The 26,117-nt window shown below is 41.3% G+C and carries 25 protein-coding genes, 1 pseudogene and 1 riboswitch; of the genes and pseudogenes, 5 read left to right on the top strand and 21 right to left on the bottom strand.

Annotated elements, in window-relative coordinates:
* Positions 1 to 433: 433 nt before the first annotated feature.
* Positions 434 to 892, top strand: a complete 459-nt coding sequence (locus tag ACN0T8_RS14630; protein WP_417881361.1) for an RNA recognition motif domain-containing protein — start codon at positions 434 to 436, stop codon at positions 890 to 892.
* On the opposite strand, the gene murI is transcribed toward ACN0T8_RS14630, so the two are convergent.
* Together murI and ACN0T8_RS14620 are read right to left on the bottom strand one after the other, a co-directional pair.
* Positions 855 to 1,670: a glutamate racemase gene (murI, locus tag ACN0T8_RS14625; protein ID WP_417881360.1), complete on the bottom strand. Its 816-nt coding sequence runs from the start codon at positions 1,668 to 1,670 to the stop codon at positions 855 to 857. The genes ACN0T8_RS14630 and murI overlap by 38 nt on opposite strands.
* A 124-nt stretch (positions 1,671 to 1,794) precedes the next feature.
* Positions 1,795 to 3,609 (bottom strand): TonB-dependent receptor domain-containing protein, encoded by a 1,815-nt coding sequence (locus ACN0T8_RS14620; RefSeq protein WP_417881359.1) that lies wholly within the window; start codon positions 3,607 to 3,609, stop codon positions 1,795 to 1,797.
* 36 nt (positions 3,610 to 3,645) lie between these two features.
* Positions 3,646 to 3,874, bottom strand: a riboswitch (cobalamin riboswitch).
* 166 nt (positions 3,875 to 4,040) lie between these two features.
* Between ACN0T8_RS14620 and trmA the strand changes: the two genes are divergently transcribed.
* Both trmA and ACN0T8_RS14610 read left to right on the top strand, forming a co-directional pair.
* Complete coding sequence (gene trmA / locus ACN0T8_RS14615; protein WP_417881358.1) at positions 4,041 to 5,153, top strand: tRNA (uridine(54)-C5)-methyltransferase TrmA; 1,113 nt, start codon at positions 4,041 to 4,043, stop codon at positions 5,151 to 5,153.
* A 117-nt stretch (positions 5,154 to 5,270) separates the two neighbouring features.
* A pseudogene (locus ACN0T8_RS14610) lies at positions 5,271 to 5,398 on the top strand (integrase); the annotation flags it as partial.
* Between the two features lie 179 nt (positions 5,399 to 5,577).
* Here ACN0T8_RS14610 and ACN0T8_RS14605 read toward each other — a convergent pair.
* From ACN0T8_RS14605 to fabR, 16 genes are all read right to left on the bottom strand, one after another.
* Positions 5,578 to 6,378 (bottom strand): AraC family transcriptional regulator, encoded by an 801-nt coding sequence (locus ACN0T8_RS14605; protein ID WP_417881357.1) that lies wholly within the window; start codon positions 6,376 to 6,378, stop codon positions 5,578 to 5,580.
* Positions 6,379 to 6,394: 16 nt separating this feature from the next.
* A complete protein-coding gene (locus tag ACN0T8_RS14600; protein ID WP_417881356.1) occupies positions 6,395 to 7,003 on the bottom strand; it encodes a LysE family translocator in 609 nt (202 codons plus the stop codon).
* A gap of 12 nt (positions 7,004 to 7,015) precedes the next feature.
* Positions 7,016 to 7,654, bottom strand: a complete 639-nt coding sequence (locus tag ACN0T8_RS14595; protein ID WP_417881355.1) for a molybdopterin-dependent oxidoreductase — start codon at positions 7,652 to 7,654, stop codon at positions 7,016 to 7,018.
* A gap of 15 nt (positions 7,655 to 7,669) precedes the next feature.
* Entirely contained in the window at positions 7,670 to 8,404 is a 735-nt protein-coding gene (locus ACN0T8_RS14590) for a formylglycine-generating enzyme family protein (protein WP_417881363.1), read from the bottom strand.
* A 14-nt stretch (positions 8,405 to 8,418) separates the two neighbouring features.
* Entirely contained in the window at positions 8,419 to 8,823 is a 405-nt protein-coding gene (locus ACN0T8_RS14585; protein ID WP_417881354.1) for a DUF2000 domain-containing protein, read from the bottom strand.
* Positions 8,824 to 9,539: 716 nt separating this feature from the next.
* The gene (locus ACN0T8_RS14580; protein ID WP_417881353.1) at positions 9,540 to 9,887 is read right to left on the bottom strand and encodes a hypothetical protein; all 348 of its coding nucleotides are present in this window, start codon (positions 9,885 to 9,887) and stop codon (positions 9,540 to 9,542) included.
* Positions 9,888 to 10,128: 241 nt separating this feature from the next.
* Positions 10,129 to 10,392 (bottom strand): DUF2787 family protein, encoded by a 264-nt coding sequence (locus ACN0T8_RS14575; RefSeq protein WP_417881352.1) that lies wholly within the window; start codon positions 10,390 to 10,392, stop codon positions 10,129 to 10,131.
* A 4-nt stretch (positions 10,393 to 10,396) separates the two neighbouring features.
* Entirely contained in the window at positions 10,397 to 10,594 is a 198-nt protein-coding gene (locus ACN0T8_RS14570; protein WP_417881351.1) for a hypothetical protein, read from the bottom strand.
* Between the two features lie 248 nt (positions 10,595 to 10,842).
* A complete protein-coding gene (locus ACN0T8_RS14565) occupies positions 10,843 to 11,415 on the bottom strand; it encodes a hypothetical protein (protein ID WP_417881350.1) in 573 nt (190 codons plus the stop codon).
* Positions 11,412 to 13,460 (bottom strand): lipase family protein, encoded by a 2,049-nt coding sequence (locus ACN0T8_RS14560; protein WP_417881349.1) that lies wholly within the window; start codon positions 13,458 to 13,460, stop codon positions 11,412 to 11,414. Before ACN0T8_RS14560 ends, ACN0T8_RS14565 begins: the two co-directional genes overlap by 4 nt.
* The gene (locus ACN0T8_RS14555) at positions 13,460 to 14,302 is read right to left on the bottom strand and encodes a DUF4123 domain-containing protein (protein ID WP_417881348.1); all 843 of its coding nucleotides are present in this window, start codon (positions 14,300 to 14,302) and stop codon (positions 13,460 to 13,462) included. Before ACN0T8_RS14555 ends, ACN0T8_RS14560 begins: the two co-directional genes overlap by 1 nt.
* The gene (locus ACN0T8_RS14550; protein ID WP_417881347.1) at positions 14,299 to 16,335 is read right to left on the bottom strand and encodes a type VI secretion system Vgr family protein; all 2,037 of its coding nucleotides are present in this window, start codon (positions 16,333 to 16,335) and stop codon (positions 14,299 to 14,301) included. Before ACN0T8_RS14550 ends, ACN0T8_RS14555 begins: the two co-directional genes overlap by 4 nt.
* Positions 16,336 to 16,489: 154 nt before the next feature.
* Entirely contained in the window at positions 16,490 to 17,008 is a 519-nt protein-coding gene (locus ACN0T8_RS14545) for an Hcp family type VI secretion system effector (protein WP_417881346.1), read from the bottom strand.
* 173 nt (positions 17,009 to 17,181) lie between these two features.
* Complete coding sequence (locus ACN0T8_RS14540; protein ID WP_417881345.1) at positions 17,182 to 17,448, bottom strand: hypothetical protein; 267 nt, start codon at positions 17,446 to 17,448, stop codon at positions 17,182 to 17,184.
* Positions 17,449 to 17,459: 11 nt separating this feature from the next.
* Positions 17,460 to 17,987 (bottom strand): hypothetical protein, encoded by a 528-nt coding sequence (locus ACN0T8_RS14535; protein ID WP_417881344.1) that lies wholly within the window; start codon positions 17,985 to 17,987, stop codon positions 17,460 to 17,462.
* Positions 17,984 to 18,598 carry an HTH-type transcriptional repressor FabR gene (gene fabR, locus ACN0T8_RS14530; protein ID WP_417881343.1) on the bottom strand — a complete coding sequence of 205 codons (615 nt, stop codon included), beginning with the start codon at positions 18,596 to 18,598 and terminating at the stop codon, positions 17,984 to 17,986. The genes ACN0T8_RS14535 and fabR overlap by 4 nt, the downstream gene beginning before the upstream one ends.
* A 261-nt stretch (positions 18,599 to 18,859) precedes the next feature.
* On the opposite strand from fabR, the gene sthA reads away from it, so the two are divergent.
* Positions 18,860 to 20,260 carry a Si-specific NAD(P)(+) transhydrogenase gene (gene sthA, locus ACN0T8_RS14525; protein ID WP_417881342.1) on the top strand — a complete coding sequence of 467 codons (1,401 nt, stop codon included), beginning with the start codon at positions 18,860 to 18,862 and terminating at the stop codon, positions 20,258 to 20,260.
* 78 nt (positions 20,261 to 20,338) lie between these two features.
* Here sthA and dinF read toward each other — a convergent pair whose 3' ends face one another.
* The 3 genes from dinF to lexA form a co-directional block, all read right to left on the bottom strand.
* Positions 20,339 to 21,706: an MATE family efflux transporter DinF gene (dinF, locus tag ACN0T8_RS14520; RefSeq protein ID WP_417881341.1), complete on the bottom strand. Its 1,368-nt coding sequence runs from the start codon at positions 21,704 to 21,706 to the stop codon at positions 20,339 to 20,341.
* A 121-nt stretch (positions 21,707 to 21,827) separates the two neighbouring features.
* Positions 21,828 to 22,652, bottom strand: a complete 825-nt coding sequence (locus tag ACN0T8_RS14515; protein WP_417881340.1) for a class I SAM-dependent methyltransferase — start codon at positions 22,650 to 22,652, stop codon at positions 21,828 to 21,830.
* A gap of 113 nt (positions 22,653 to 22,765) precedes the next feature.
* Positions 22,766 to 23,389: a transcriptional repressor LexA gene (lexA, locus tag ACN0T8_RS14510; protein WP_417881339.1), complete on the bottom strand. Its 624-nt coding sequence runs from the start codon at positions 23,387 to 23,389 to the stop codon at positions 22,766 to 22,768.
* A gap of 258 nt (positions 23,390 to 23,647) precedes the next feature.
* On the opposite strand from lexA, the gene plsB reads away from it, so the two are divergent.
* The gene (plsB, locus tag ACN0T8_RS14505) at positions 23,648 to 26,083 is read left to right on the top strand and encodes a glycerol-3-phosphate 1-O-acyltransferase PlsB (protein ID WP_417881338.1); all 2,436 of its coding nucleotides are present in this window, start codon (positions 23,648 to 23,650) and stop codon (positions 26,081 to 26,083) included.
* The last annotated feature ends 34 nt before the right edge of the window (positions 26,084 to 26,117 follow it).

Here is a 26,117-nt window from a genome sequence, read left to right as displayed (position 1 = left end):
ACGAGTGCCCACACAGATTGATAGGTTTAAATTGTTAAAGAGCGTTGTTCTTATTGAAATCGCTTAGTGCGTCTCGTCGAACAGGGCGGCCATTTTAGCTCAATAAATCATAGTGTCAAACATTTTTTAGATTTATTTTTACTTGCCGTTAAAAGGCTTGGACGCTGTACCAACAAGGCCTGCATTACTGCTTACTCCGTGTTAGTGATGGCGCATTATAGGGAGTTATTTTAGGTTAGCAAGCGCTTTTTTAAATTTAATTTTTGATTGCCTATTTTTAAATCAAACTAAGGTTTAGTGATTATAGTTTAAACATTTTGAGCAGTATCACAGCAATAAGTTGGTAAATGTTAGCTATTAAACGTAAGATCTATATGTCTACTTTATATAGACGTATTCTTATTTCCTTTTATTCAACTAGTAGTATGCAGATATGAACTCAAAAAAATCGACCATATTGGTCATCGCTCTTGCAGTACTTGGCACCATTATCTTTTTCCTAACTAATATAATCCCAGCGTGGGGAAGCTTTTTAATTGGTGTTGTCGCTACCTTCTTTATTACGTCTAACTCTTCTTCGTCAACACAATCTCAAAGCTCATCTGACAAAGCTTCAACTCAAACGCTTTATGTAGGTAACCTTCCTTATAAAGCCAATGAGTCTAACGTTCGTCAGCTTTTCTCTGAATACGGTGAAGTTTTTGCTGTTCGCTTAATGAAAGATAAGAGAACCGGTAAACGTCGTGGTTTTGGTTTTGTTGTAGTAGCAGAATCAGATACGGATAGCGTGATTTCTTCACTGAACGAAAAAGATTATATGCAACGTACTTTAAAAGTGCGTGTTGCTAATGATCCTAAGCATCCTGAAACTGGAGAATCTCAACAGGACTAAAACCAAAGTGTTCTAGCCCTTTATTCAGTGCCGCGCCATCCCATGGTGCGGCACTGCTGTATATGGAGTAATGATTTTTCTTCGATTGGTTATTCTTTTGTGGTTCGACCTGTAATACCGCCCCAACTCTCATCGCAATGGCTTCACCTGAATCAATCATTGTGACTTTCGAGCCAAATATTTGATGAATTTCAGATTTCAATAACGGAAAGTGAGTACAACCAAGTACTGCTACATCTATCTTATTGATTAATGGCCGTAATGTTTCTTTCAATTCATCTAAATCAACCGTTTTCCCTCTGAGCTTTTCTTCTGCCATCATCACTAAACGCGTCGAACCTAATAGTTTCACCTCAATATCAGATGAAAATTGCGAGATGAGGTCATGCGTATAAGGACGCTTTATCGTTGCAGGTGTCGCGATCAAGCCAATCGCCTGTTTTGATATTGCCGCTGCAGGTTTAATCGCAGGAACCACGCCAACAACCGGAATATTCAATGCTTGTCTCAAGTGAGGTAAGACAATTGTACTGGCGGTATTGCAGGCGATCACCACGATATCAATACTTTGCTTAGTAATGATATTGGCAACCAACTTAACCACTCGCTCAATGAGAACTTGCTCTGGAAGCTCTCCGTATGGGTAAGCCTCGTTATCAAAGAGATACAGATAATCTAGCTGAGGGTATCGTGCTTGGATCTGCTGATAGACTGAAAGCCCACCGACACCGGAATCGAAGATTAATACTTTTGGAATGAAATTAGCTGAATGACCCACAACACTTACTCATGATAAACGGTACTGGTTGCATGATACTCTGCTAACTAAATGGATGGAAATAAAACACAGGGGAAGATAAAAATGCCCTCGAAGATATAGAGGGCACTTAGATTGCGTAATATTAGAATTGGTAAGCTATCGAACCATAGTAGGTTCTTTCCGGTTCAATATAGTTAGCAGCAGTTTCGTAATCGACATCGAATAGGTTTTCAACTTTGGCCGAAACTATCCATTGCTGAGTCAGGTTATAACTTGCACCTAAGTTCACTAAGCTATAACCATCTAATCGAACATCACCACTATCATAACGTTTGCCTTGGTATACATAGCTTAGGTTTGCTTGCCAAGTTTCCGCTTGATAACCGACTTGCCATTTATAGTTTTGGCGAGCAATACGAATCGCATCATCACCGGTCGCTTTATCTTCCGGATCTAAATATTCCAATGAAACTTGGTGGTATAGAGGGCCAGTGTCAAAGCTCCCTACCCATTCAACACCTTGAATAATTAAGCTGTCATTTTCACAGGTAGAGAAAGCAGACTGGCAGCTGATTCGATTATCGATATCATTATAGAAACCAGCTAAACGCCAGCTTAAGAAGCTATGCTCACCTTCGATTGCCACCTCATAATTAGTCGACTCTTCTGGCTGCAAATCTGGATTAGAATACCCCGGATAATAAAGTTGATTAAAAGTTGGCGCTTTAAAGCCAGTACCGACATTAGCCGTTAATCGCAATGATTCAACAAATTGCCAGCCAGCACCAAGTTGCCAAGTGGTTTTATCACCAAATTGTTCATTATCATCAAAGCGAACACTGCCTTCTAATTGGATAACCTCACCATTGTGACCCAAGGTAAGATAAGCCGCTTTATTGTCACGTTCTTGCTCTTCATACACTGTATCTGAATCACTGACATCATCATTTAAGTATTCAGCGCCAAATCCAATTGAGTCAACTTTGGTGACCTGAAAGTTATTACGCCAAGTAACCTGATTTCGCTTAGTGATGGTTTTTAAAGAAGGGGAGTTATTGTATGCCTTAGAACTATCTTGACTATTACCGTAAGTCAAATTGGAAACAAAACGATCCGTGGTATAAATAAATTGCCCATTCACATTATAATTTTGAGTTTTATTTTTATCCTGATCATACATACCATTATAACTAGGTATATAGTCGTATTCGGTTTGCCCTTGATGATAATAACCATTCATGCGGATAATCCAGCTATCATCTAACTGCACACCCCAATCTGCCACAAAGTTACTATTCTCATACCCATCTCGGTCATCATCACCAAACTCAGCCACGTTATAGCCATCAGAATGTTGATATTGAGTCGTCACATTCAACCAAGCTTTATCACTCGGTACCATCGCGACCGATCCTGTATAACTTTGATAACCATTAGAGCCACCTGTCGCTTTAACACTACCAGTTGTCTCTTGATTATTGCCATGAGTAATAATGTTTATTACCCCAGCACTAGAATCGGCACCATAAACGGCAGCACGTGAGCCACGTAAGTACTCTATCTTTTCAACACCGGCTAACGGTACTTGGCTGATATCTGAATACCCTAACGTAGCACTGCCTAAGCGAACACCATTAAACAACACCAACACATCACTACTACCGCGAACGTACAAGCGAGTTGGTTGATTAGGACCACCATTGGCACTTAATTGCACACCAGGTAATTGGCGCAATACATCATTTAACGTATTGGCTTGAGAGTCAGTAATATCTTGCTTAGAAATTTCGATAATAGGGGTAACAAGATTGGTCACTGGCTCAGTACGCTTAGTCGCGGTCACCAACATCACATCGGTAGAGGATACTGACTCTTGCGCTACAGCAAAAGGAGATAAAGAAAGGAAAACGCCACCAGCAAGACTACTGATCGCGGTTACTAAAACCGTTTTTTTCATTGTTAATAAGTCCTAAAACGCGAGAAACATAATGAGCAATTGCTCTGAATCACTGGCAGGTATTCGGACTTAAAGCTCGACAGTATTCGATACTATCACCTACTCCTTTCAACTTCCCACCTCATTAAGGTAGTGTCTGGCTATACACCTAAAAGTTTCGTTCTTCTTACCGCTGCGCGTCAGTTCTGGATTTACACCAAATTCCCTTTTCAGCCATCATTATTCATACATGAATAGGATAAGCACCAGTTGATTGCATCCTAAAGTGCTAAGATCTTGATGTCTACTGATAGTTAACAGTAGATGATGTTTTTCTTAACTTCATTCAAAAAATCAATATATCGAAATCAGCTCAATACAAAACTGGACATCTGGTTCTCGATGGATAAAATCTGCGCTCCTTGTTCACGGTTTCAAATAAAAGGCTTCTTATGGCAACTCACACTAGCGACACCACCAGCTACGCTCAACAACTCGACCAAAAGTTGCTGCGCCTAGGCGACATGTTTGGTGAATTTACTACGCCAGAAATTGAAGTATTTGAATCCCCTGAACAATATTATCGTATGCGGGCGGAATTTCGCGTATGGCACGAAGGCGAAGACATGTACTACATCATGTTCGACCAAGCGACTCGCCAAAAATATCGTGTTGATCACTTCCCAACCGCAAGTCGATTGATTAATGACTTAATGCCGCTACTCATGGATGCCATGAAAGATAATGCGATATTAAGAACCAAATTATTCCAAGTGGACTTTCTGTCGACCTTAAGTGGTGAGATTTTAGTATCGCTACTCTACCATCGCCAACTGAATAACGAATGGAAACAAGAAGCGCGCGCACTAAAACAAAGACTCAATGAAGAAGGCTTCAACTTAGATCTCATCGGTCGCGCCCGCAAAATGAAAATTGTCATGGATCGTGACTACGTAGTAGAAAAGCTGCACGTAAATGGCAAGCCTTACATTTATCAGCAAGTTGAAAATAGCTTTACCCAGCCAAACGGCATTGTGGCGCAAAAAATGTTGGAATGGGCAGTCGACTGCACTCAAGACAGCCAAGGAGATTTACTAGAGCTTTATTGCGGTAACGGCAACTTCTCACTGGCTTTAGCACAGAACTTTGAACGAGTGCTGGCAACAGAACTGGCTAAGCCATCGGTCGATTCTGCTCAGTACAATATCAAAGCCAATAATATCAATAATGTGCAAATCATTCGTATGTCAGCAGAAGACTTTACCGATGCAATGGAAGGCAAGCGAGAATTCCGCCGCTTAAAAGACAATAATATCGATTTATCCAGTTATAACTGCAATACCATTTTTGTTGATCCACCACGTTCAGGTATGGATGAAGGGACTTGTAAAATGGTGCAAGGTTATGAGCGCATTATGTATATCTCTTGTAACCCAGAAACCTTAAAAGACAACTTAGAGATTCTAGCGCAAACTCATAACATTACTCGCTTTGCTCTGTTTGATCAGTTTCCATTCACTCACCATATGGAAGTAGGTGTGTTTTTAGAAAGTAAAAACAAATAGTTACCACAATAACCCTATACCATAATCCATTCTGGGTACGGCTCCGGGTACGGCAACATGAAAATGCTATGCAAAAAATGATAGCTGACAACAAAAGCCTGCATTAATAAACAGATACGAGCCTCTTACAACCGTACAAACTATCTAGAACGGCGCATGCCAATGATGTGCTGCTGGAGTACATTGAACAAGCATCTAGAGGGAGCTTATCTGTGACCGGAATGAAACAATTAAAAGCAATGTAAATATAGATAAAAAAGAAGCTGCCCGAAGACAGCCCATATGATTTATATCTTCCAAGTTCTCATGGGACATTTCCAAGTTACAATAACAAACAATATAACGAACGTTAAGATAAGGAAATATGGTGACAAATCCAAAGCTATGATCAGGTTTAACTCGCCACTATAACTGACCATTAGGCTCAATCTTTGTATTGAGCTGGAGTGGCAGCTACTAGCTTTTTGAAATTGCGATGAAAGTGACTTTGATCATTGAACCCTAATTCAGTGGCAACTGATACAATATTATGTCCTTTTTTTAGCAATACTTTCGCTTCATTTATCCGCATGGCAATTTGCATGGCATGAGGCGTTATTCCATAAGACTTTCGAAAAGAGTGAATTAAGTGATATTCACTTAATCCAGAATATTGAGCAATCTCTTTAATTGAGATATTGTTTTTGAAATTGTCTCGAATAAAACAATAAGCCTTAGTAATATTTGCTTTTTTTAGACTCAGATCGTCGATATCTAGGGCGTTGGCATTGTGAAATAAATTAGCGAAAAATGCGATACTTTCTTCTTCCACTTTCATATGATCGACATTGTTTATGATTGAGTCTGCTAATGATTGAAACTGCCAGTAGAGCTCTGAAGAATCAGTACTAATAGTTGAGAATGGTATGAACTTTTTTGACGGATTATCTACAATCATGGATTGTATGTTAGCCAACCACTCCGGACACACATACAGCATTTTATAGCTCCAATTCGTATCCGGAATAGGGTTACATGAATGAGCGTCCAATGGGTTCACTATGACAAGAGAGCCCATTTCAATTTTTCTGTTTATATTGTTATTAAAATAATCACTTTGGCCTGAATCTACCGATCCAACAGAAAACTCTTCGTGAGTATGTTTACCGTAACATGCGTTTGAATTAGTGGAACAACGCAGTTCTATTGGAATTATATTGGACCGGTAAAATTGTTGTTTAGCCATATCAACTAATACTGTTTTAACTAGATATAAAGAAAGTATATATAACTGTTAACGCTAGTAGTAGTCCCATAGTAATGTTAAACGTCCTGAATTGCTTAGGAGTGTCTATAATAGAGCTAATGGTAACCCCAAGTAGTGCCCACGCTGAAATTGAAATGTAGCAAACGACAAAAAATATTCCACAGAATAATAGTAATATTTCCTGCCCTACGTTGTGTCCCGTATAAAAAACTGAAATACCAGCAAGAGAAACAACCCACGCTTTAGGGTTCAACCACTGACACATCATTCCCTGTAAGAATGATGGTGCAGCACTGCTTTCTTCTGAACCTTCACTTTTGGTTGCCAGTTCTTGGGTGGCTACTTTATAGGCGAGGTATAATAGAAAACCACCTCCTACATACGTCATCCCCTTAGCTAAATAAGGAGTCTCGGTCATGAATTGCGACAACCCTAATCCCAACAGAAACAAAATTGACACAAACCCGAAAGTAGCACCAGTGATATGAGGCATGGTACGGGTATATCCGTGATTAGCACCTGTTACAGTGGCTAAAATATTTACTGGGCCCGGTGAGATCGAAGTGACCAAGGCAAAAACTGCCATCGCTATTAATAGTGACATCATTATCGTTCCTTAAAACTCCGTTACCTCACCAGTACCATCGATGAACCGATGCTCTTGTAAATCAACGATTCGATATCTTTTAGGCTTGATCTTACCCATCTTACAATAGCCAGCCTTCCCTTCCCAATACCCCTGTTCAAACTCGTCAGTTATATATAACTCAGATAGACACTTAACTCCCTTATAGCGATATAATGAGAAATCAACAAATCTGATTGGATACCCCTCCTCCAACGACAAAGCCGCACCATCAATAGCCCAAATTATCATTGCTCGGTTTTCAAAAGCGTTGCTAAGTTCGATGGTTGAGTCATAAACTCCTTTCGCTGTACCCAAACTAAGCTGTTTTAAATTGTAGCAACGATACCTTGATGGATTTATTCCCAAATAATCGAATAGGTCTTCCAGTAATATACCCGTCCAATTTCTTCTTATACTCCAATTGCATACACAAACGACTCTTCTATTTTCCGTAATGGTGGATATATTTTTGAGCTCTTCAAATGTGATTTGAATTGGTGACGACTCGTAAGGTAAAAATACCTTCAAGGTCCAAGTAGACATATCTATAGCGTCAAATGATTCTGGCGGTCCTTCTTGATAGTAACGAAGAGAAGAAGGTTTCTTTTCAATATGTGGTGTTTGCATGTTTCGAGTATCTCCTTATAAATTTTTAACGCAGCGCAATCCGACAATGTTGTCTCGTACTGTTGGTGGGTAATTATCTCTACATGTACAACGCATGTAATCCTCATCATGAAGACCTGAGCCTCCACGAACAATGTGATCAGCCTGTCGCTCACTAATATAAACAGGATCTGAATGAGTCTTATCCCATGAATAATCAGGCTGGTAGTTATCTTGACACCACTCAGCTAAATTACCCCCCATGTCCATACACCCAAAGGGAGAACGATTTTGAGGGTGGGCATCCCACTCAGTAGAACATCTATCAAATTCTAATGGCTCACAGTCAGGAGCATAATTAGCGATTGAAGTAGATGGCAGGGAATCGCCCCACGGATATAATCTATTATCGTTACCTTTTGCTGCAAACTCCCATTGAGCTTCTGTTGGGAGCTCTTTTCCAACGAAATTTGCGTATGCCTCGGATTCATACCAACTTATCCCAGTCACTGGCTGTTTCGCACCATTCCACTTTGGATTTCGCCAATACAACGGCTCTGTTATTTCATTGTCTTGAATGAATTTAAATCCCTCTTCAGACCAATACTCTGCTATTTCGTAGCCTTTCTGATTGACAAATACCGAAAATTCTTCATTTGTGACTGGATGGACATCAATAAAAAAATCACTTAATGCAACTAGGGATACGGGTTGTTCATCAGGGCTTAAATATGAGCCACGTTGATATGGAGAACCAGACACGAGTACCATTTCTATTAATTTATTCATCGCATTAACCTCATATTTCCGGTGTATCTCGCAATAACTTTTTTATCTCCATAGACTGCAATACCAAGGTACTCAATATCTTTCGCTTCAGTCCCAGCAATAGCACTTGAATACTCCTCATAATTTTTTGTCCCTTTAGCTACACTCGAAAAATCCACGAGCGTTGTTACAGGTTGGAGCTTATCTCGAATAATTTTGATCTCGTCACTACTGCTGGCCAGAATGGGAATAGGTATTCGAGTTATACCAAGATGTTTTCCCCCATCTCGGTTTGTAATACTCTCACCAACCAGTTCAGGATGAACTTTACCTAAACTAAGGGTGAGTACCGCAGCAGTGTTGGCTATAACTCCTAATGGGAGTTCCTTATCAATGACTAATACGCACTTGTTGCTTTCCATTATCAAATTCCTTTTGAGTGGTTGTGTTTTTAGAAAATGCAGCCCATGTCATTTCAATATGTAGGGGCTGAGAAATGACCGTGAGATTGTGAAGATTTATTGCATCGATATTTGCGAGACAGCAATCTACTTTCCCTAAGGCGGTTTTTTGGGCACCAACGCTTGTAGAGTCAATGAGTTGCACATCAATTTGAGATTTCCGTATACCAGAAACTCTTTTTTCAGACGATTGTATGAGGTCTTCTAATCTAGATAGAGGTGCATGGTGAGACGCTATAGATATTGTCTTCTTACTCAATATTTTAAATGTGAGTTCAGAGATATCTTTACATGCTAAGTAATAGGTAGGAGGAGCAAAAAAAAAATGAACCTAAAAGAAGCGTTTGATTATTCATGTAGAAATTATCAACCCTTTGATATGCATTTGCGACAAGGAGTAAACAAGTATCATTTGACTCTACATGCTTTGACGCTTGCTCAAAGGTACTGAATAATAATATATTTAATTGCTCTCCAATAAGACTGGATAGATATTTTGCTGCACACTGGCTGCTGGATCCTTCTGGTCCCAGTGTTGCTATGGAGGTTATGTGCGGTGCTTGCCTAAGCCAAAAGTTGTCGTTGTTTGGTATCATCATGTAGTCCTTTTACGTAATTGCCCTACACAATAAAATCTTCACTAACGTCAGTATTGTACAAAATTGTTGTTTATTTCCTCAATTTTGATACCGAATATCTAAGAACCAAGCCAGCAGCACCGTCGCTATCCATATTGGAAAATAGACAAAATAATTATTGGCAATATCTCGAAGCATTTTAGCTTCATGACCATCATTTAAGACCGCTGCCACAAATGAGACAATGACACACCCAATCAATGGTGATAAAGCTAATAACCAAACTCGCCAATGACTCACCGGGATAATCATCTCGGCTTTAACATCATCTGTCTTCATCGTGTGATGACTATTCACATTCTTAAGCGCTTCAGGGGCTACCTCAGCAGCGTTCGGTAAAGGAGGAGGCATACACCAGTAAGATTTGATGCTCTCGATAGAGCGCACTTAATATCGCCTCTAGTTACGGCTCAAAGGGCATGCTGAGCCAGTCCCCTAACGCTAATAACGATTGATGAATATCCACCAGCGCAGTCAGTCCAATGCCTATCAGACAATAAGCGGTACACTGTTAGCGCGTATTCAATGTGTTTTTCTCGACTCATGAACCCTCACTTAATAGGGCCGAATGAAATCATTAACAACAATATCAACGGCCCATTTGAAATAAATATTAAAATCTTCACCACTAAAGAAGTCGCACTGATATCTGGTTATAAGAGTCCATCTCTAAGTATTGTAAAAATGCTGTCTCCCATAAAGCATACAGCTCTGAAGCATGCTTATTATTTTTTAACGATTGCCAGTAACAGGCCGGAAATAAAAAGCAGCTACCGGATTGAAAATCAAAATCCAAACAACGCTCTAGTTCAGGATAGACACGACCTAAATACGCAAAGTCCGTAATATAAGCCAGCGTCCAGGGCTGATTTGAATCGGTACGCTTAAGCATAATTTCAACAGGATGCCCCCCCTTCTTCAGCGGTATAACTGGTGTCTTTAAAATTAAAAGTAATGGATTGGGTTTGGGGGGATAAAATGGCGGGGTTTGATGCTTGCAGGTATTGAGACAACCGCTCATTTAGGTGGGATTTTAGCACTTTAGAAACAGGCAATATGGTTGGTTGGATATCAAGATTAGATAAGGTTTGCATTGATGTATTATCCTCAAAAAAGAAAACCCACCAGCAATAACTGATGGGCGTATTCATGTTGAGGATATAGGGATGTAAGTTTTTAATATGGGAATGATAGTATCAACGGAAATTGTCATTCACCCGTCTTCGGTTCTAACGGTTCACTACGATAATCCTTACCCGCTAAAATATCGTAGTGAATGACAGTGTCATCGTTGAACTGAGAAAAATCGAAGTAGACAGTCTCAGCATTAAACTCTTGATCTTTAGATTTTTTTCTGGCCTACAAAATAATAACAACCAAAACCATCAGTCCAAATATTTAAATGCTTAGAGTAATATCGTTCGCAATTTCTTGCTTCAATTTTTGAATCTAATGAAATTGCTTTGTTATAGTAATCATTACCTGCTTGATGGATTCTTAAAGTAGCAAATCCTACTGTATCAACATCATTTTTAGCAATCACTTCCATATCTGACAAATCAGTGAAACAACCTTTTTCTGGCTGCCTAGTTTGATAAGGAACCCTAAGCTCATAACGAGTCGGATCATTTGAAAAGTTGTGTTCAATTTTGAAGCTTTCGTTATAAATATTTTTACTGGTTTTGCCACTAGAAGCACTCCAAGCCCAGCCAGAGCAAGCTTCACCACGACCAAAGTAATTAACTCGAGCACTAACCGTTGCATCTGTTGGTTTTTGTCCCGCAATTACCATATAGGGCTGACCTTGAGATTCCCCCCATATTTGGTTTTTAGTCTTGGTATAGGAGTAGTAGTACATACTAATACCAACAGCAAAAATAATCACAATGATTAATTTTCTCATTATATCATTCATTGTAATTGCTCCTTAATTGAGCTTTTATCTGACACACGGTCACCAAATAATAAGTTATCCATGGGTAATAACGAGGCGTCTTTGGCTAGAGTTTGTAGCTCTTTCATTATTCGTTGGTTGTTTAAAGCCAGTTTTTCATTAGCTTCTAGTTCTAGCTTAATTTTAAACAAAGCTTGCGTGCGTTTATATTCATCTTGTGCTTGTGCGGCAGGATCTTTGCGGTAAACATATTGCATACCAAAAGCATCGGTTTGGCCGATTTTCAATTCTTTATAGGATTTCACCAGTAAACGGGTGGTATTTTCCACAACTCGCGCAGCAGCTTGATAACTTTTATCTAAGTTGTCATTAAGCAAGAATCTCAATTGAGCTTTAATATTAGGGATGTATTCCGACATTTTGTGATCCATTCCAGAATCTACCACCGTACCAATATAACCATTAATATCGATGTAATCTTGACTTAATGAATCCGCCAATCGATAAGAGTCATCTATTTTATTACTAAGTAAAGTCAAGCTATTGATATGGGTTTGCCGAGGTGTCAGTAATACTTGTTCTACAGGCTCGGGATGATGTTTATTTTCACTGTAGGTGAGCAGTTGAGTTAAATTACCGTGATGTTGATAATTATCGCTATCATTATCAACAACGAGATCCAGTATCGGATTGATGAATGCCCACCAAGGATGAGAAGCATATTTATCATCCGGATTGGTGTTCATCCAACGCATCGGTACTTGTGGCACCAAATCGTGATTATTAACATGCCGGTGATGAACTATTTGTTTATAGCGAGAGACAAAACTGTAAGTTCCAGTACGTGGCATGCCATAAGTAAATAAGCGTAATGTGGCTGGCTGGTATGTATTTTGTATTAAAGCACTTAGTAATAATGCCCCAGCACCTCCTAAGCTATGCCCACAAACAAAAAAATATTTTTGAGAATGTTTTTTAGTAATGGCATCTTTGATTGGTTTCCAAAGTGCCATCGCATACCGATAAAATCCTTGATGTATATAGCTACCGCCAAATTCAGGCGGGGCAATTTGTGAGGCATTAATATCAGAGACTACATCTTGATAACCCGGTGAGTTAAAAGCAGCAATCACACCATCGGCTACCTGGAGTACTTCCATCACAGGGTAAGGCGAACCAGCATCCGCTTGCTCAGCAAGATGTGTTTCGCTGGTTTTAAATAGTTCCTCATTAGAAAAATGCGTTTCGGTGCCTCTCACCCCAATAATTGCAATCTCATCATTACTAAAAATATACCCTTCAGCACCAATATTATCGTCATGAAAATATTCACCACTTAAGGCTTGAGAATAAGGAATATCTTCAACCAGCCATGTTTCTGGTTTGTCGGCGGTGTATTGCGGTTGTTGTCTGGCTTTTAATGCTTGTAACACATTTTTGTGCCCACCATCTGGAAGTTTTTTATCTCTTGGTATTCCAAACTCGTTACTGGCATACGCTTGTTGGGCTAACAGCGCAAAGTTATAACTATTCACCAAGCTAAACTCATCCGTATCGACAATCATTGGCATATAACTGCGCAGCGCTTTGATTTCGAGTACAAAGGTGGCATTGTGATAAGCTCTAAAGCCATTGAGTTCAGGGCGAACATTACTCATTAATGCGCCGTGATTGTCGATAAGGAACATATCTTCTGGCGGCGTTACCCATAAATCACCAACGCTCACATTGTAGTATTTTGTCGGGTTTTTATGGGCTGCACCTAGCTCACTTTTCGCTCTTGATTTTACTGGTGAAGATTCTTCCTTTTTACGGCTGGCGTATTGCTCAACAGTGGAGAGTAAATTCTCAGTCTCAACACTGACTACCCATTCTCCGGCAGCAATATCACCAAAAATACAATGGCCCTGGTGAGCTATCATTTGATGAGTTTGTAGTGTGCTGGGGTTAGTGATGGTAACTTTTAGGTTTTTTATTGGTTCATCGTTCTCACTACGAAACTCGACTTCTAACCAATTCTTCTCTGGGTTACATAACACGCAATAGTTGTACATTTCCATCGCCATTATGCTTCTCCTTGTAATTGGTTGAAGATGTGTTTTAGGCCAAACAGCAATTCATCGTCTTTCAGTGCTTGAATGGATTCTTGAGTAAATCTTTGCATCAGCGTTTCTTGTCCATAAAGGGTTAAAATACTGGCGGATAAGGTTTTGGTTTGAACGGTTGCCGATTCTTCTAATGACGCAAAATGCCCCTGAAAAGCCAATTTGAAATTAGGTTGATTGTGCTCTATTCGCTTTTGCATCAATTCTGGTTGATGTTGCCACAACCAGCTTTCTACATTAGTGGTGAGCAATGCTAGGTTTGGGGTTGGGTCTAAGTGATGTTCTTTTATTATCCACCAAGGCGCGGCTTGTGACTGATAAATAGTGGGTGGCGTGGTTGATTGCCAATGCTGCCACTCATTGTTGTGATGCAGCAAAGCTGAATAATCAGATAAAAGTAATGTCAGATCTTCTGGTGCTAAGCGAGGTAACATATCTCCCAGATAAGCTGGTTTATAAAACGGAAAAAACACCATTTCACCGAACATAATGGCTTGAAAAAGACTGGAAAAATGCATTCTAGTTTCATCAAGTGTTGAACCGCTGGCTATCAAAATACCACTGTTGGCATGCTCATCTTGCTGCCACCATTGCATAAAAGCAGTATTAACGGGTAGTAACCATGGACCATCAGGCGGATTACTTAACTCTCTTGGCGTCAATAAAGGCGCACCTTCTTGCCCGTCACACTGGCAAAAAGCCACATGAGGTTGATGCGCAGATTGTGGATCAACAATCGCATAAACGGTTTTGTTTAATTCGGCTTGCTCTTGTAACCATTGAGAAAGATCAACCGCCATCATGATGTTTTCCCTTGCTCACAAGGTTTAACCACCGCCGATTCTACTGAGGATTGATGCACAGGAAGTACAGCCGGCTCAGGTGCGACTACTGGCTCGACACCATTTGGTAGTGTCGGCATTGAACTGCTAAAGCCACTGCCACTCCCTGCGCTGCCACCAGAGTTGATATTCACGCCCGCGCCAACTAAATGCACACCTGCTGCATCCACTTTGACAAAACTGCCACCCGCTTTGACGGTAATTTCTGCGGACGCTTCCATGACGACTTTATTGCCTGCTTTAATGTGTACTTCATTAGTGGCTTCATTAACGATCACAGAGCCGGATTTCACATGCATACTGCCATCAATCACAAAAGTTTGATCTTTGGTGATTTTGGTACGACTTTCACCTTCTACCGTTAGATTGTGATTGTTTTTAATCTGAGTGAATTGGTCGTTCTCAACCGTTAAATGCTGGTCGTGGTTGACGTCAGTAATGTGGTCATTGAGTGTTTCAGACCTAAAGTCTTTTTGCGCGTGCAGGTAAATCTCTTCTGAGTCCGACTGGTCTTCAAAGCTGATTTCATTAAAGCCATTCCCTTGATGGGTCTGGCTTCGCCATACGGTTTTGGTTTTATTATCCGGCAATGGATAAGGGGGCAGGTTTTTCGCATTAAAGGCACGACCGGTCACAATCGGTTGGTCTGGGTCACCATTTAAGAATGAGACAATGACTTCATGGCCGATGCGTGGAATGGCAATTTGTCCGTACTGACTACCTGCCCAGCCTTGTGAGACTTGCACCCAACATGAACTATGTTCATCACCGTTGGAATATCTATCCCACGGGAAATGCAGTTTCACGCGACCATATTCATCACAGAAGATTTCTTCGCCTTCAGGCCCGACAACGTAAGCGGTCATTGGGCCTTTAATTCTCGGTCGAGTCATCTGAGGCATACGCCACGTTTTCTCCGCAGGTATTGCTTCAAATTGATTAGCGTAAGTGGTCGGTTTACCACCTGCGGATTCTTCAAGTGCTTGTGGCTGGTCGCCTTGGTGAGTACTCGCAATGACTAACCATTGTTTATTAAAGCTATCATCAGAATGTTCGCTTAACTCAAACTTCGCGCCCGTTTGTAGTTGTGGCTCATTACTTTTGCCTTTGGCGGTGTGGGCATGGCGACGCAGGCTATCTAGGCGTAGTTGGTTGAACTCTTTACCGATGGCGTCATCTTTAAAACGCCCCGGCGCGTCAAAGTGCTCATAGGTATCACGCTGGTAGTCTATATCGCTGGCAACGGCTTGTTGGCTAAAGCTGTACTGAGGCTTTTTAAAACTGTTGTCACTGCTGTGCGCTTCACTGACTTCAAACTGAGTAGTCTTACTGAATTCTTTTATATACGGCGTTGAGCTGATACCGCTTGCCATCACGTTATAAGGAACAGGAGAATCTAACGAGCTAATGACTTGAGAATCATCGGTGAACAGTACGCTGTGTTTACCCTTCGATTGTTCAATGTGGTAAACCATGCCTTCTTCGGCGGCAAGGCGATTAATGAACTCAAGGTCGGTTTCACGATATTGCATGCAAAACTCACGTTGTTTTGGCGTGCGAGTTAGCGCAAAGGCAAAGTCTTGAATGTCCATTTCTTTAAACAAGGTGGCGATGATATCGGGCGCAGAAATCGATTGGAAAATGCGGCTGTTATGGCGCAAGGATAAACGCTCAATTTCAGGCACTAGAGTTAAAGAATAGAAAGTGTGGTGGTGACCGGTTTCACCTTGAGTAAAGTTGCGAACAATACCATTGATGCGTTGCACTATTTCGCCATCGCGATGCATGACAATCTCAGCACCTTTATCTACCATGTCTAAAGCGGTTAAATCTGGGCGACGGCTGGCAAGCTCAATTTGATAAAGAAAACCATGACACCAAGTGCCATCAGCTTGCTGAACCGAAGAAAAGTTATCTTGTCCTTGATAGCTTCTCACCACTAACGATTCGTCACTGACGCCATCGACGCGAATACTAAATTGCAGCGTAGCCATGCCCTATCCTTTTAATGTTTAACGCTTTACCGGTTTGCTTTGTTCGCGAACAATCGAGTCACACCCAAAGCAAACAGGTAAATATTGAGGCGAAAAATAAACAGAAAAAGCTTGGCAGAGAACTGCCAAGCTAAATGTTTGGTTATCTAAGCAATTACGCTTCGATAGGCTTACGCCAATCATCACCACCTGAAGTACCTGCATTATTGTGGTCCCAAGTGATTTTGCGGTAAGACATTGATACCGTGATGTTTTGCGTGAAGTCTTTCATTGCAGGATCTTGGCAATGTGGCATTTCACAGTTGATATCAATGATGGTTGCGCCTTCAAGTTTGCTGGTAAAGAAGTTCTCTTGTTTACCTTCGATAGATGTGCGGTACCATTTCAGTTCAACTTCATCCAACTTTTCGCCAGACGTTAATGCGTTGTACATCAGCGGAACGGCTTTGTTTAAAGCAACCGTAAATTTGAAGGGTTTATGAACTCGTTGCCCTGATGGCTGACCAGATTGTGGATCGGTTGGAATCGTGACAGTGTGCTCAACATGTTGAACCAGCATCTCATCTTCATGGCCTTCTACGTAAGAATCACCAATAGAATCAGCAGTACATGCGCCAGCAGTGATGTTGCCTTGAGTCGCGCCTTTGATTGATAAATAACATGGAGTTGGCATTACTATTTTCCTTTTTGAGTGATAGATAAACGAAGGCAGCATTTGCCTCGAATTTACACCCATGTCACAGCAATTGGCGTGCCAACTTTAATTTCAAATAAAATCAATGACTTTACATTTCATCAACAAAGAAAAGCAGGCAATATATTGCTTAATAACTGGCAGGTTTTTGCCTACTTTCTCAATAAGCTTTTTTGCTTGCTTCTCCCACATTCTGGACAAAACTTCACTCTGCTATCCATCAACATGCAATTGCAGTTTGTGCAATACACAGCATCTTGACCTTTTCGTAGCATCGCAATATGGATAACACTTGGGATGGTCACGCTGTAAGCAGGCCCCGCTAAGTCGATAGCCGTCCATACTCCTGTTATCGCCCAAGCAACAGGCCCAGCCAATACAGAAGCTGTTCGCACTACAGTCGTGTTAGTGGCAAACATGAGTCCTCGACCTAAAATAAGCTTAGCGATTTGATTGGCAATATGACGGTCAATTGATAAGACTTAAAGCCACCAGCGCGGAACAAAGTAATGAGCACAGAGCTTGCCATGGCACCTTTAGGCGCACTACCTGAATAATCTAACGCTTCAAATAGCGCTGCCTTTTCCTCTTCACTCATTTGCTCAACGGCTTTTTTCAAAATCACTTCTAGTATGGCTTGCTCATTCTCCTCAACCGCAACGCCCTTTTTCACATTCGCTTTCACCTTCTTACCCACATCAAACACAAGTTCACCATAGTTAGGGCCAGCACTACGGTATAGGTTTGCAAAAGAGTTGCCGCCCATTTCACGAATTTCTTTTGCAATAAGGTCGTAATACTTTTGGTGGTCTGGTCGATGCTTTTTGTAGACGTCCGATAAGGTTAAGTCTTGTGAGAACTTTTTTTCGATATAACCGACCAATGGCGCTAAATCCTCATTGGTGGCTTTTTCTAGGACTGGGTTGATATCTGAATCGTAAATATTGGTATTGCTCAACCGCTATTCTTAATTGATCCTTTCATCAAAGCGCTACCCTTAGCTAACATTCTTAATTGCAGAATCATACGCTCAGCCAGAGCATCACGAGCATCTTCTTCTAGATCAAGCGCTTCTGCACCAGAAGTAAAGACAATCATTACAGAGGCTTCCGCTTGAATAGCCGCCACTTCACGCGCCATTCCAGCACCGACCAAATATTCAGTTAATTCTGCGCCAAAATGTTGGATCTCGCGTGCCACGGCGGCACGGAATTCAGCCGAAGTCCCAGAACGTTCACGCAATAACAAACGGAACACGTTAGGACTTTGTTCAATAAACTCCATAAAAGTTTGCACCGAAGTGCGAATTAAACTACCTTCCGCGACAATGCGTTGACGAGCCTGACGCATTAATTGCCTTAATAACAGTCCACCTTCATCCACCATCACTAAACCGAGTTCATTCATATCTTTAAAGTGGCGATAAAAAGAAGTTGGTGCAATCCCCGCTTCACGAGACACTTCTCGTAGACTTAAATTGGAAAAGCCGCGATCAGCGCTAAGTTGCCCAAAAGCGGCATCAATTAATGAGCGACGTGTTTTTTCTTTTTGTTGAGCTCGAATACCCATTATGCTTTCTCGTTGATCACCATTTAGTTAATATACCGATAAATGTATCTATCGCCTATCTTCCCTCAATAAATTATTCAACCGCAGGTTATTTTTCTCTTTCAGCATCAATCTATGTGATCGTGGCGACTGTCTTTCATCTCAATCATTTACCCAATAATTTAATGCGTTACTATCTTATACTCAAGTAACTTGGATATAGATCTACCGGTATCAATTTCGGTATGCATTTCAGGATTTCACACAATATCAAGGGAAAGCATGATGAATTCAACACACTTTGATGTCATTGTCATTGGTAGTGGCCCAGGCGGTGAAGGTGCCGCAATGGGGTTGGCAAAAGCAGGACTTAACGTTGCAATTATTGAAAAAGAAAGTAGCGTTGGTGGCGGTTGTACCCACTGGGGAACCATTCCATCTAAATCCCTCCGTCATGCAGTAAGCCGCATTATTGAATTCAATAGCAACCCACTTTTCTGTAAAAACAACACTAGCTTAACAGCTTCATTTTCCGACATTCTCGACCACGCCAAAAGTGTAATTGATAAACAAACTCGCTTGCGCCAAGGGTTTTATGACCGCAATGCTTGTACTCTGTTATTTGGTAGCGCTAAGTTTACTGGCCCAAACAATGTGTCGGTTGCACAATCCGATGGCACATTTGAAGAATATACTGCTGATAAATTTGTTATTGCTACTGGCTCACGTCCATATCAACCTGAAAATGTCGATTTTACCCATGAACGCATCTACAACAGCGACACGATTTTAAGTCTCAAGCATGATCCTAGGCACATCATCATTTACGGCGCAGGAGTAATTGGTTGTGAATATGCATCTATTTTCCGTGGTTTAGGGGTAAAAACTGACTTAATTAACACTCGAGATCGCTTACTGGCTTTCCTAGATAACGAAACATCTGATGCCCTTTCCTATCATTTTTGGAACAGTGGTGTCGTGATCCGCAACGATGAAACCTACCATAAAGTAGAAGGCACCGATGACGGGGTGATCGTGCACCTTGAATCCGGCAAGAAAATGAAAGCCGACTGTTTGCTCTATGCCAATGGACGAACGGGTAATACCGACAAGCTTGATTTAGAACTCGTGGGATTAACACCAGACTCACGCGGACAGCTTTCAGTTAACAAGCACTACCAAACTGAAGTGGATCATGTTTACGCGGTAGGCGATGTGATTGGCTACCCTAGTCTTGCCAGCGCCGCTTATGATCAAGGGCGTTTTGTTGCTCAAGCGATTGCGAAAGGCAAAGCTGATGGATTCTTAATTGATGATATTCCAACCGGCATTTACACCATCCCAGAAATCAGTTCGGTTGGTAAAACAGAACAAGAGCTCACTGCCTCGAAAGTCCCTTATGAAGTAGGACGCGCGTCATTTAAACATTTAGCGCGCGCGCAGATCGCTGGTAAAGATATTGGTAACCTGAAAATCTTATTCCATCGAGAAACCAAACAAATCTTAGGTATTCACTGCTTTGGAGAGCGTGCCGCAGAAATCATTCATATCGGACAGGCTATTATGGAACAAAAAGGCCCAGCCAATACCATTGAATATTTCGTCAATACTACGTTTAACTACCCAACCATGGCAGAAGCTTATCGGGTAGCGGCGCTCAATGGGCTGAATCGTTTATTCTGAAGGCTACACTAGTCACAAAACAAAGGAGCCAACTTAAGGCTCCTTTTTTTTAATGCTCAGTATCAACTATATTGACCATCAAACGGATTCAATAAATCGTTGCTGCTTCCATTGGGTAATAAATATCACCGCAAGCCCAATACCACGCATTCCCATAAAGGTTAGCATCGACATCCACAATGCATGGTTGCCCCAAGAAGCGAAACTGAAATACAGCGCAAAAAAGCACAACATAGCGATAAGCATACTATTACGCATATCTTTGCCTTTGGTCGCCCCGACAAAAATGCCATCCAATAAAAAACACCACATCGACACTAGCGGCATCACAATCAGCCAAGGTAGATAAATATCCGCTTGTGCCTGCACATTAGGAATATCGGTAATCAGCCGAACCAATTGGTGGCCAAATAGCCAAAACATCAAGGTTAAGAAAACACTACACACCAACCCCCAAAATGAAGTACCGATTAACGAATTGAGTAGTTGCCCACGACTTTTCGCCCCAACAGCTTTACCAACCATGGCTTCCATGGCGTAAGCAAAACCATCCATGCCATAAGACACCATCATCAAAAAGCTCATCAATACCGCATTGGCAGCGACTATATCATCACCTAGTGCCGCACCTTGGAAGGTCATAAAGCTAAATACCGCTTGTAGACACAATGAACGTAAGAATATATCGCTATTTAAACGCAGCATTCTACCCATGCCATGAGTGGCAGAAGGCAGTAATGTCAATACATTAGGAAGCTGTTGTTTGATCCAAGTACGCATCACGAAAAACAAGCCTAACGCTAAGCCGGTATAATCTGCTAAAACGGAAGCCCATGCTGCACCTGCTACTTTCCAATCAAATACCAAGACAAACAAGACATCCAAAATAATATTGGCAAGATTAATGACGATCACTAGCCACATCGGCGCTTTGGCATTTTGCGTTCCGAGCAACCAACCTAAAATAACAAAGTTGGCAAGTGCTGCTGGCGCACTCCACACCCGAATCGAAAAATATTGCATGCCGTAATGCTTCACTTCGGTGCTGGCATTACTTAAAGAAAAAATCAACTCAGCCAATGGCGAATGAAACAATAGAAACAAGCCAGCCAATAACCAAGCCACCAACATACCTTGCAACCAAACATGGGCTAACTTTTGTGAGCTTTCTTCACCTTGTGCTTGAGCAGCGAGTCCGGTGGTGGCCATACGCAAAAAACCTAACAACCAAAACGTCACGCTGATCATAGTACTACCTAATGCCACGCCACCTAGATACCAGGCGTAATCTAAATGACCAATCACCGCAGCATCGACTAAACCTAAAAGAGGCACAGTAATATTGGAAAGCACCATAGGAATGGCGAGCAACAACACCTGTTTATGCAAAGAGCGTTGCGAGAGAATTTGTTGAAGCAGTTGGAATGACGAAGATTGTTTATTCACGAAAACCTCACTTAGATGAGGCGACAGTTTACCTTGTCTAAAGGTCTGGATGATAGCTCTGAATTCTGCATCTTGAAGTCACTTAGGTATAAGTGCAAAGAAATGAGTAGCCGTGATTCATCTACCAATTCAAATGAATCATGGTTGGGGTAAGTCTATGTTTGATAAAAGGCAACTTGGAAACCAATTTCTGCCAAGCTCGCCAACGCTTACAGTTATATTCAACAGGAGAGCGCGCTTTAATCCGATCAATCCATGGCAGCCAAGATAAAACACTAGTCACAGGATCTTTTAAGCCATGTTTATAGAGTGAACACCCCATTTTCTTGCCCCAGTGTGATTGACTTTTATCACCCGCCAACACTAGGCAAGCTTGAGCGTGAGAAAAATGTCGCCCAAGTTTTTGCACAAAATGCGCCACTTGGTTGCGAGGTTGCAGTAATAACGCTTGCTCACACACCACTAAAACCGGTGCGTTATCAGGAATCGCCAATTGATCGAGCCATTTCATATCCGGCACAGAGCCGCACATCATTTTATAACGCTCACTATGATGAAATAACTTTTGTCGCCATAACAAAGTTTCATCGACATCAACTTCAATCCAATGACAAAGCCCATTATCTAAACGATAAAAACGAGTATCCAGCCCGGCACCAACATTAATAATCCACGCATTAGGGTGGCGAGTAAGAAAGCGCGAGACTTCCATATCACATAGTTGAGTAAGGGTGGCATGTAGTAACTGCTTTTGATCGATATCGCCCGCTAAGCATTCAGCCGAAAGATGACAACGTTGGCAAGCGCGCGCTGCAATCGGATCATAGACTAAACCATCATCAATCAAGCTTTCACGACTACGTAACCACAAAGGTTGCAATAACTCACTAGGAACTTGATAAGTTTGGCAAGTAGCTGGTTGAGTTGGATCAGAAGAAGCAGTCATCAATTAATCCCCTAGGTTGAGATTAATTGATGATAATGATTATCATTTAAATTTACAAGCAAGTTTGTGGGAAATTTGCTCATAACTGCAAGTCACGTCAAAATGCAGAAATATTACATCCAAGTGTTATTGCGGATAATGCCGACTGCTAAGCCTTCAATGGTCAATTCTTGATGAGTTAAATCCACTTCAATTGGACTAAACTCTTCATTTTCAGCATGCAGAAAAACTTTCGACCCTTTACGCTCTAAACGTTTTACCGTTACATCTTCATCTACCCGTGCAACCACCACTTGGCCATCACGAACGTCTTGAGTTTTATGCACCGCCAATAAATCACCATCAACGATACCGATATCTTTCATACTCATGCCATGAACACGCAACAAGAAATCAGCTTGCGGACGGAACATCGCTGGATCAACATGGTAATGACTTTCTACGTGCTCTTGCGCCAAGATTGGTTCACCAGCAGCCACTTGACCAACAAGAGGTAGTCCTTGCTCTTCTAGCAATTCTTCCTCAGTTTGCACAATGCGAATACCACGAGAAGCGCCAGGAATAATTTCAATTACATTTTTTCGAGCTAATGCCTTTAAGTGCTCTTCGGCGGCATTGGCCGAACGAAAACCTAATTCGCGCGCAATTTCTGCACGGGTTGGTGGCATTCCAGTCATATCAATTTTATCTTTGATCAATTCAAAGATTTGCTGTTGGCGGGGCGTCAACGGTTTCATAATTCACCTGTCTTTTTATACAGTTGACTGTGAGTATATACAGTAAAGTACGATAACTCCAGAGGTATGAATCACTTTTTGAGCATTGATTTGGAGCTTTCTTAACCTCATATAACCATTATATATACATCGATATTTTATCATTTGGTGTGATTTAACTGGAATAAGCTAATAGAATTGGTAACTTTCTGCTATTCTTGCAGCGCATTTTATATGGGGATTGAGCCCCACTTTTTATATTTGAGGCTGTACACTGTTATGTCTTACGGACACCGCGTTTCTCGCTCACTTCTAAAATTACCCCTTTCTTTTTTAGTTAAAGGGAAAACCATTCCAGCCAATCCGATTGAAGAACTGACGTTAGATCTAACCAAGCCCATTGTCTATGCTCTTCCTTTTAATTCAGATATCGATCTGATCAGCTTACAAACACAAACTAAAGCACTCGGTCTACCCGACCCGTTAACACCATTACAAATCAATGGACAAGAATTCTCGCGCTTTGTGTTTCTAACCTCAAAGGGTATGACAACTCACAGTAAACAAATTCTACCCAAGCAATCTGTTGAGTTATTTACTCAATTACTCAAGCTGCATCAAGCCGATTCTGAACTGGATATTCAAATGCTGCCTACTTCTATTTTATGGGGCCGTAAACCGAATCAAGAAGGTAAAGAAAAGCCATATTTACAGGCAATGAGCGCTTGTCAGAAAAGTCGCTTATTAGTTTCATCAGGTCGCGATTGTATGATCCGCTTTAGCCCTGTGGTGTCATTGCGTTATATGGCCGACACTCATGGCGTAGATGAAACCATCGCTCATAAATTAGCGCGTGTGGCGCGTATCCACTTTTCACGCCAAAAATTAGCCGCTTCAGGCCCAAGCTTGCCACAACGCCAAGTACTGTTTAATCGTTTAATAAAATCGCCTGAAATCCAACAAGCGATTCAAGATGAAGCTAAGAATAAAAATATCTCGCTAGAAAAAGCGCAAAAACAAGCGCAAGACATACTAGAAGAAATTGCTGCCGATTTTTCGTATACCTTAATTCGTGTTGGCGCACGCTTCTTAGGTTGGTTGTGGAACAAGCTGTATCAAGGCTTAAATATCAACAACATGGCAACCGTTCGCAAACTGGCGCAAGATGGTCATGAAATCATTTATGTGCCTTGTCACCGTAGCCACATGGACTACCTACTCCTTTCTTACGTATTACATCATGAAGGTATGGTTCCGCCACACATTGCCGCTGGGGTGAACCTCAACTTCTTCCCAGCAGGCCCAATTTTCCGTCGTGGTGGTGCTTTCTTTATTCGCCGTAGTTTTAAAGGCAATAAACTCTACTCCACCATTTTCCGTGAATATTTAGCGGAATTATTCACCAAAGGCTACTCGGTTGAGTTTTTCAGCGAAGGTGGTCGCTCACGTACCGGTCGTTTATTGCAAGCTAAAACTGGCATGTTAGCGATGACTATCCAAACCATGTTGCGTGGTTTAAACCGTCCAGTGACTTTAGTACCTGTTTACATTGGTTACGAACATGTAATGGAAGTGTCGACTTACGCCAAAGAATTAACCGGCAAACGTAAAGAGAAAGAAAGTGCAGGCATGGTACTGAAAACGCTACGTAAGCTACGTAACTTTGGCCAAGGCTATGTGAATTTTGGTGAGCCAATTAACCTCAACCAATACCTCAATGAAGAAATACCAGGTTGGTCGTGTAAAGAAAACCAAGCACAAGATAGCAACCAAAAACCACAATGGATGAATCCGGTGGTAAATAAACTTGCCAATAAAATGATGACGCATATTAATGATGCCGCAGCAGCCAATGCTCTGACACTTTGTGCCACTGCTTTACTGGCCTCAAATCAACGTGCTCTTTCTCGCCGCAAGCTTGAACAACAAATTAATTGTTACTTATCGCTATTAACGCAAGTACCTTACACGCCAACCAGTACAGTGCCAAATAGTAGCGCCTCACAATTGGTCGAGCATGCAGAGAAGCTAGATAAATTCGTGGTAGAAGCTGATGAACAAGGCGATATTATTTCCCTTGATCGACAACAATCGGTTCTAATGACCTATTACCGAAATAATATCATCCATCTATTCGCTTTACCGTCGTTGATCGCTCACCTAGTGGTTCAAAAAGAACACATTTCTCGTGATGAATTACACCAAGCGATTAGCTTGATCTACCCATTTTTGAAAGCTGAATTGTTCTTACATTATCAACAAGATCAGCTAGACACAGTGATCACCGATTTAGTGAATGAGTTACTACGCCAAGAGTTGATTAAAGAAGATAATGGCATGATTTCGATTAATCCTTCTCAAGTACAGGGGTTAATTCTACTCTCTCGTACTATTCTCGAAACCTTGCAACGCTATGCTATTGCGTTAACTCAACTCGTCGCGATGCCTGGTATTGATAAAGCATTACTTGAAAAGCAAAGCCAAACTATTGCTCAGCGTTTAGGAAGACTGCACGGCATTAATGCTCCTGAATTTTTCGATAAAGGAGTGTTTATCACCTTATTCCAGACGCTTAAACAGCAAGGCTACTTAGCGCCACAAACTGAACAGCAGCACAAAATCGAAACCTTAGTCGATTTACTAGGTGAGCTATTATCACCAGAAGTTCAGCTAACGTTACAAGAAAGCATTATGCGCAAAGCAGACTCCAAATAATCAATAATCCTTGTTGAGACTAGAAATAAATAAC

Source organism: Vibrio sp. (assembly GCF_048266485.1).
In the GTDB taxonomy this organism is placed as follows: Bacteria; Pseudomonadota; Gammaproteobacteria; order Enterobacterales; family Vibrionaceae; genus Vibrio.
This window is presented reverse-complemented; position numbering and strand designations above follow the sequence as displayed.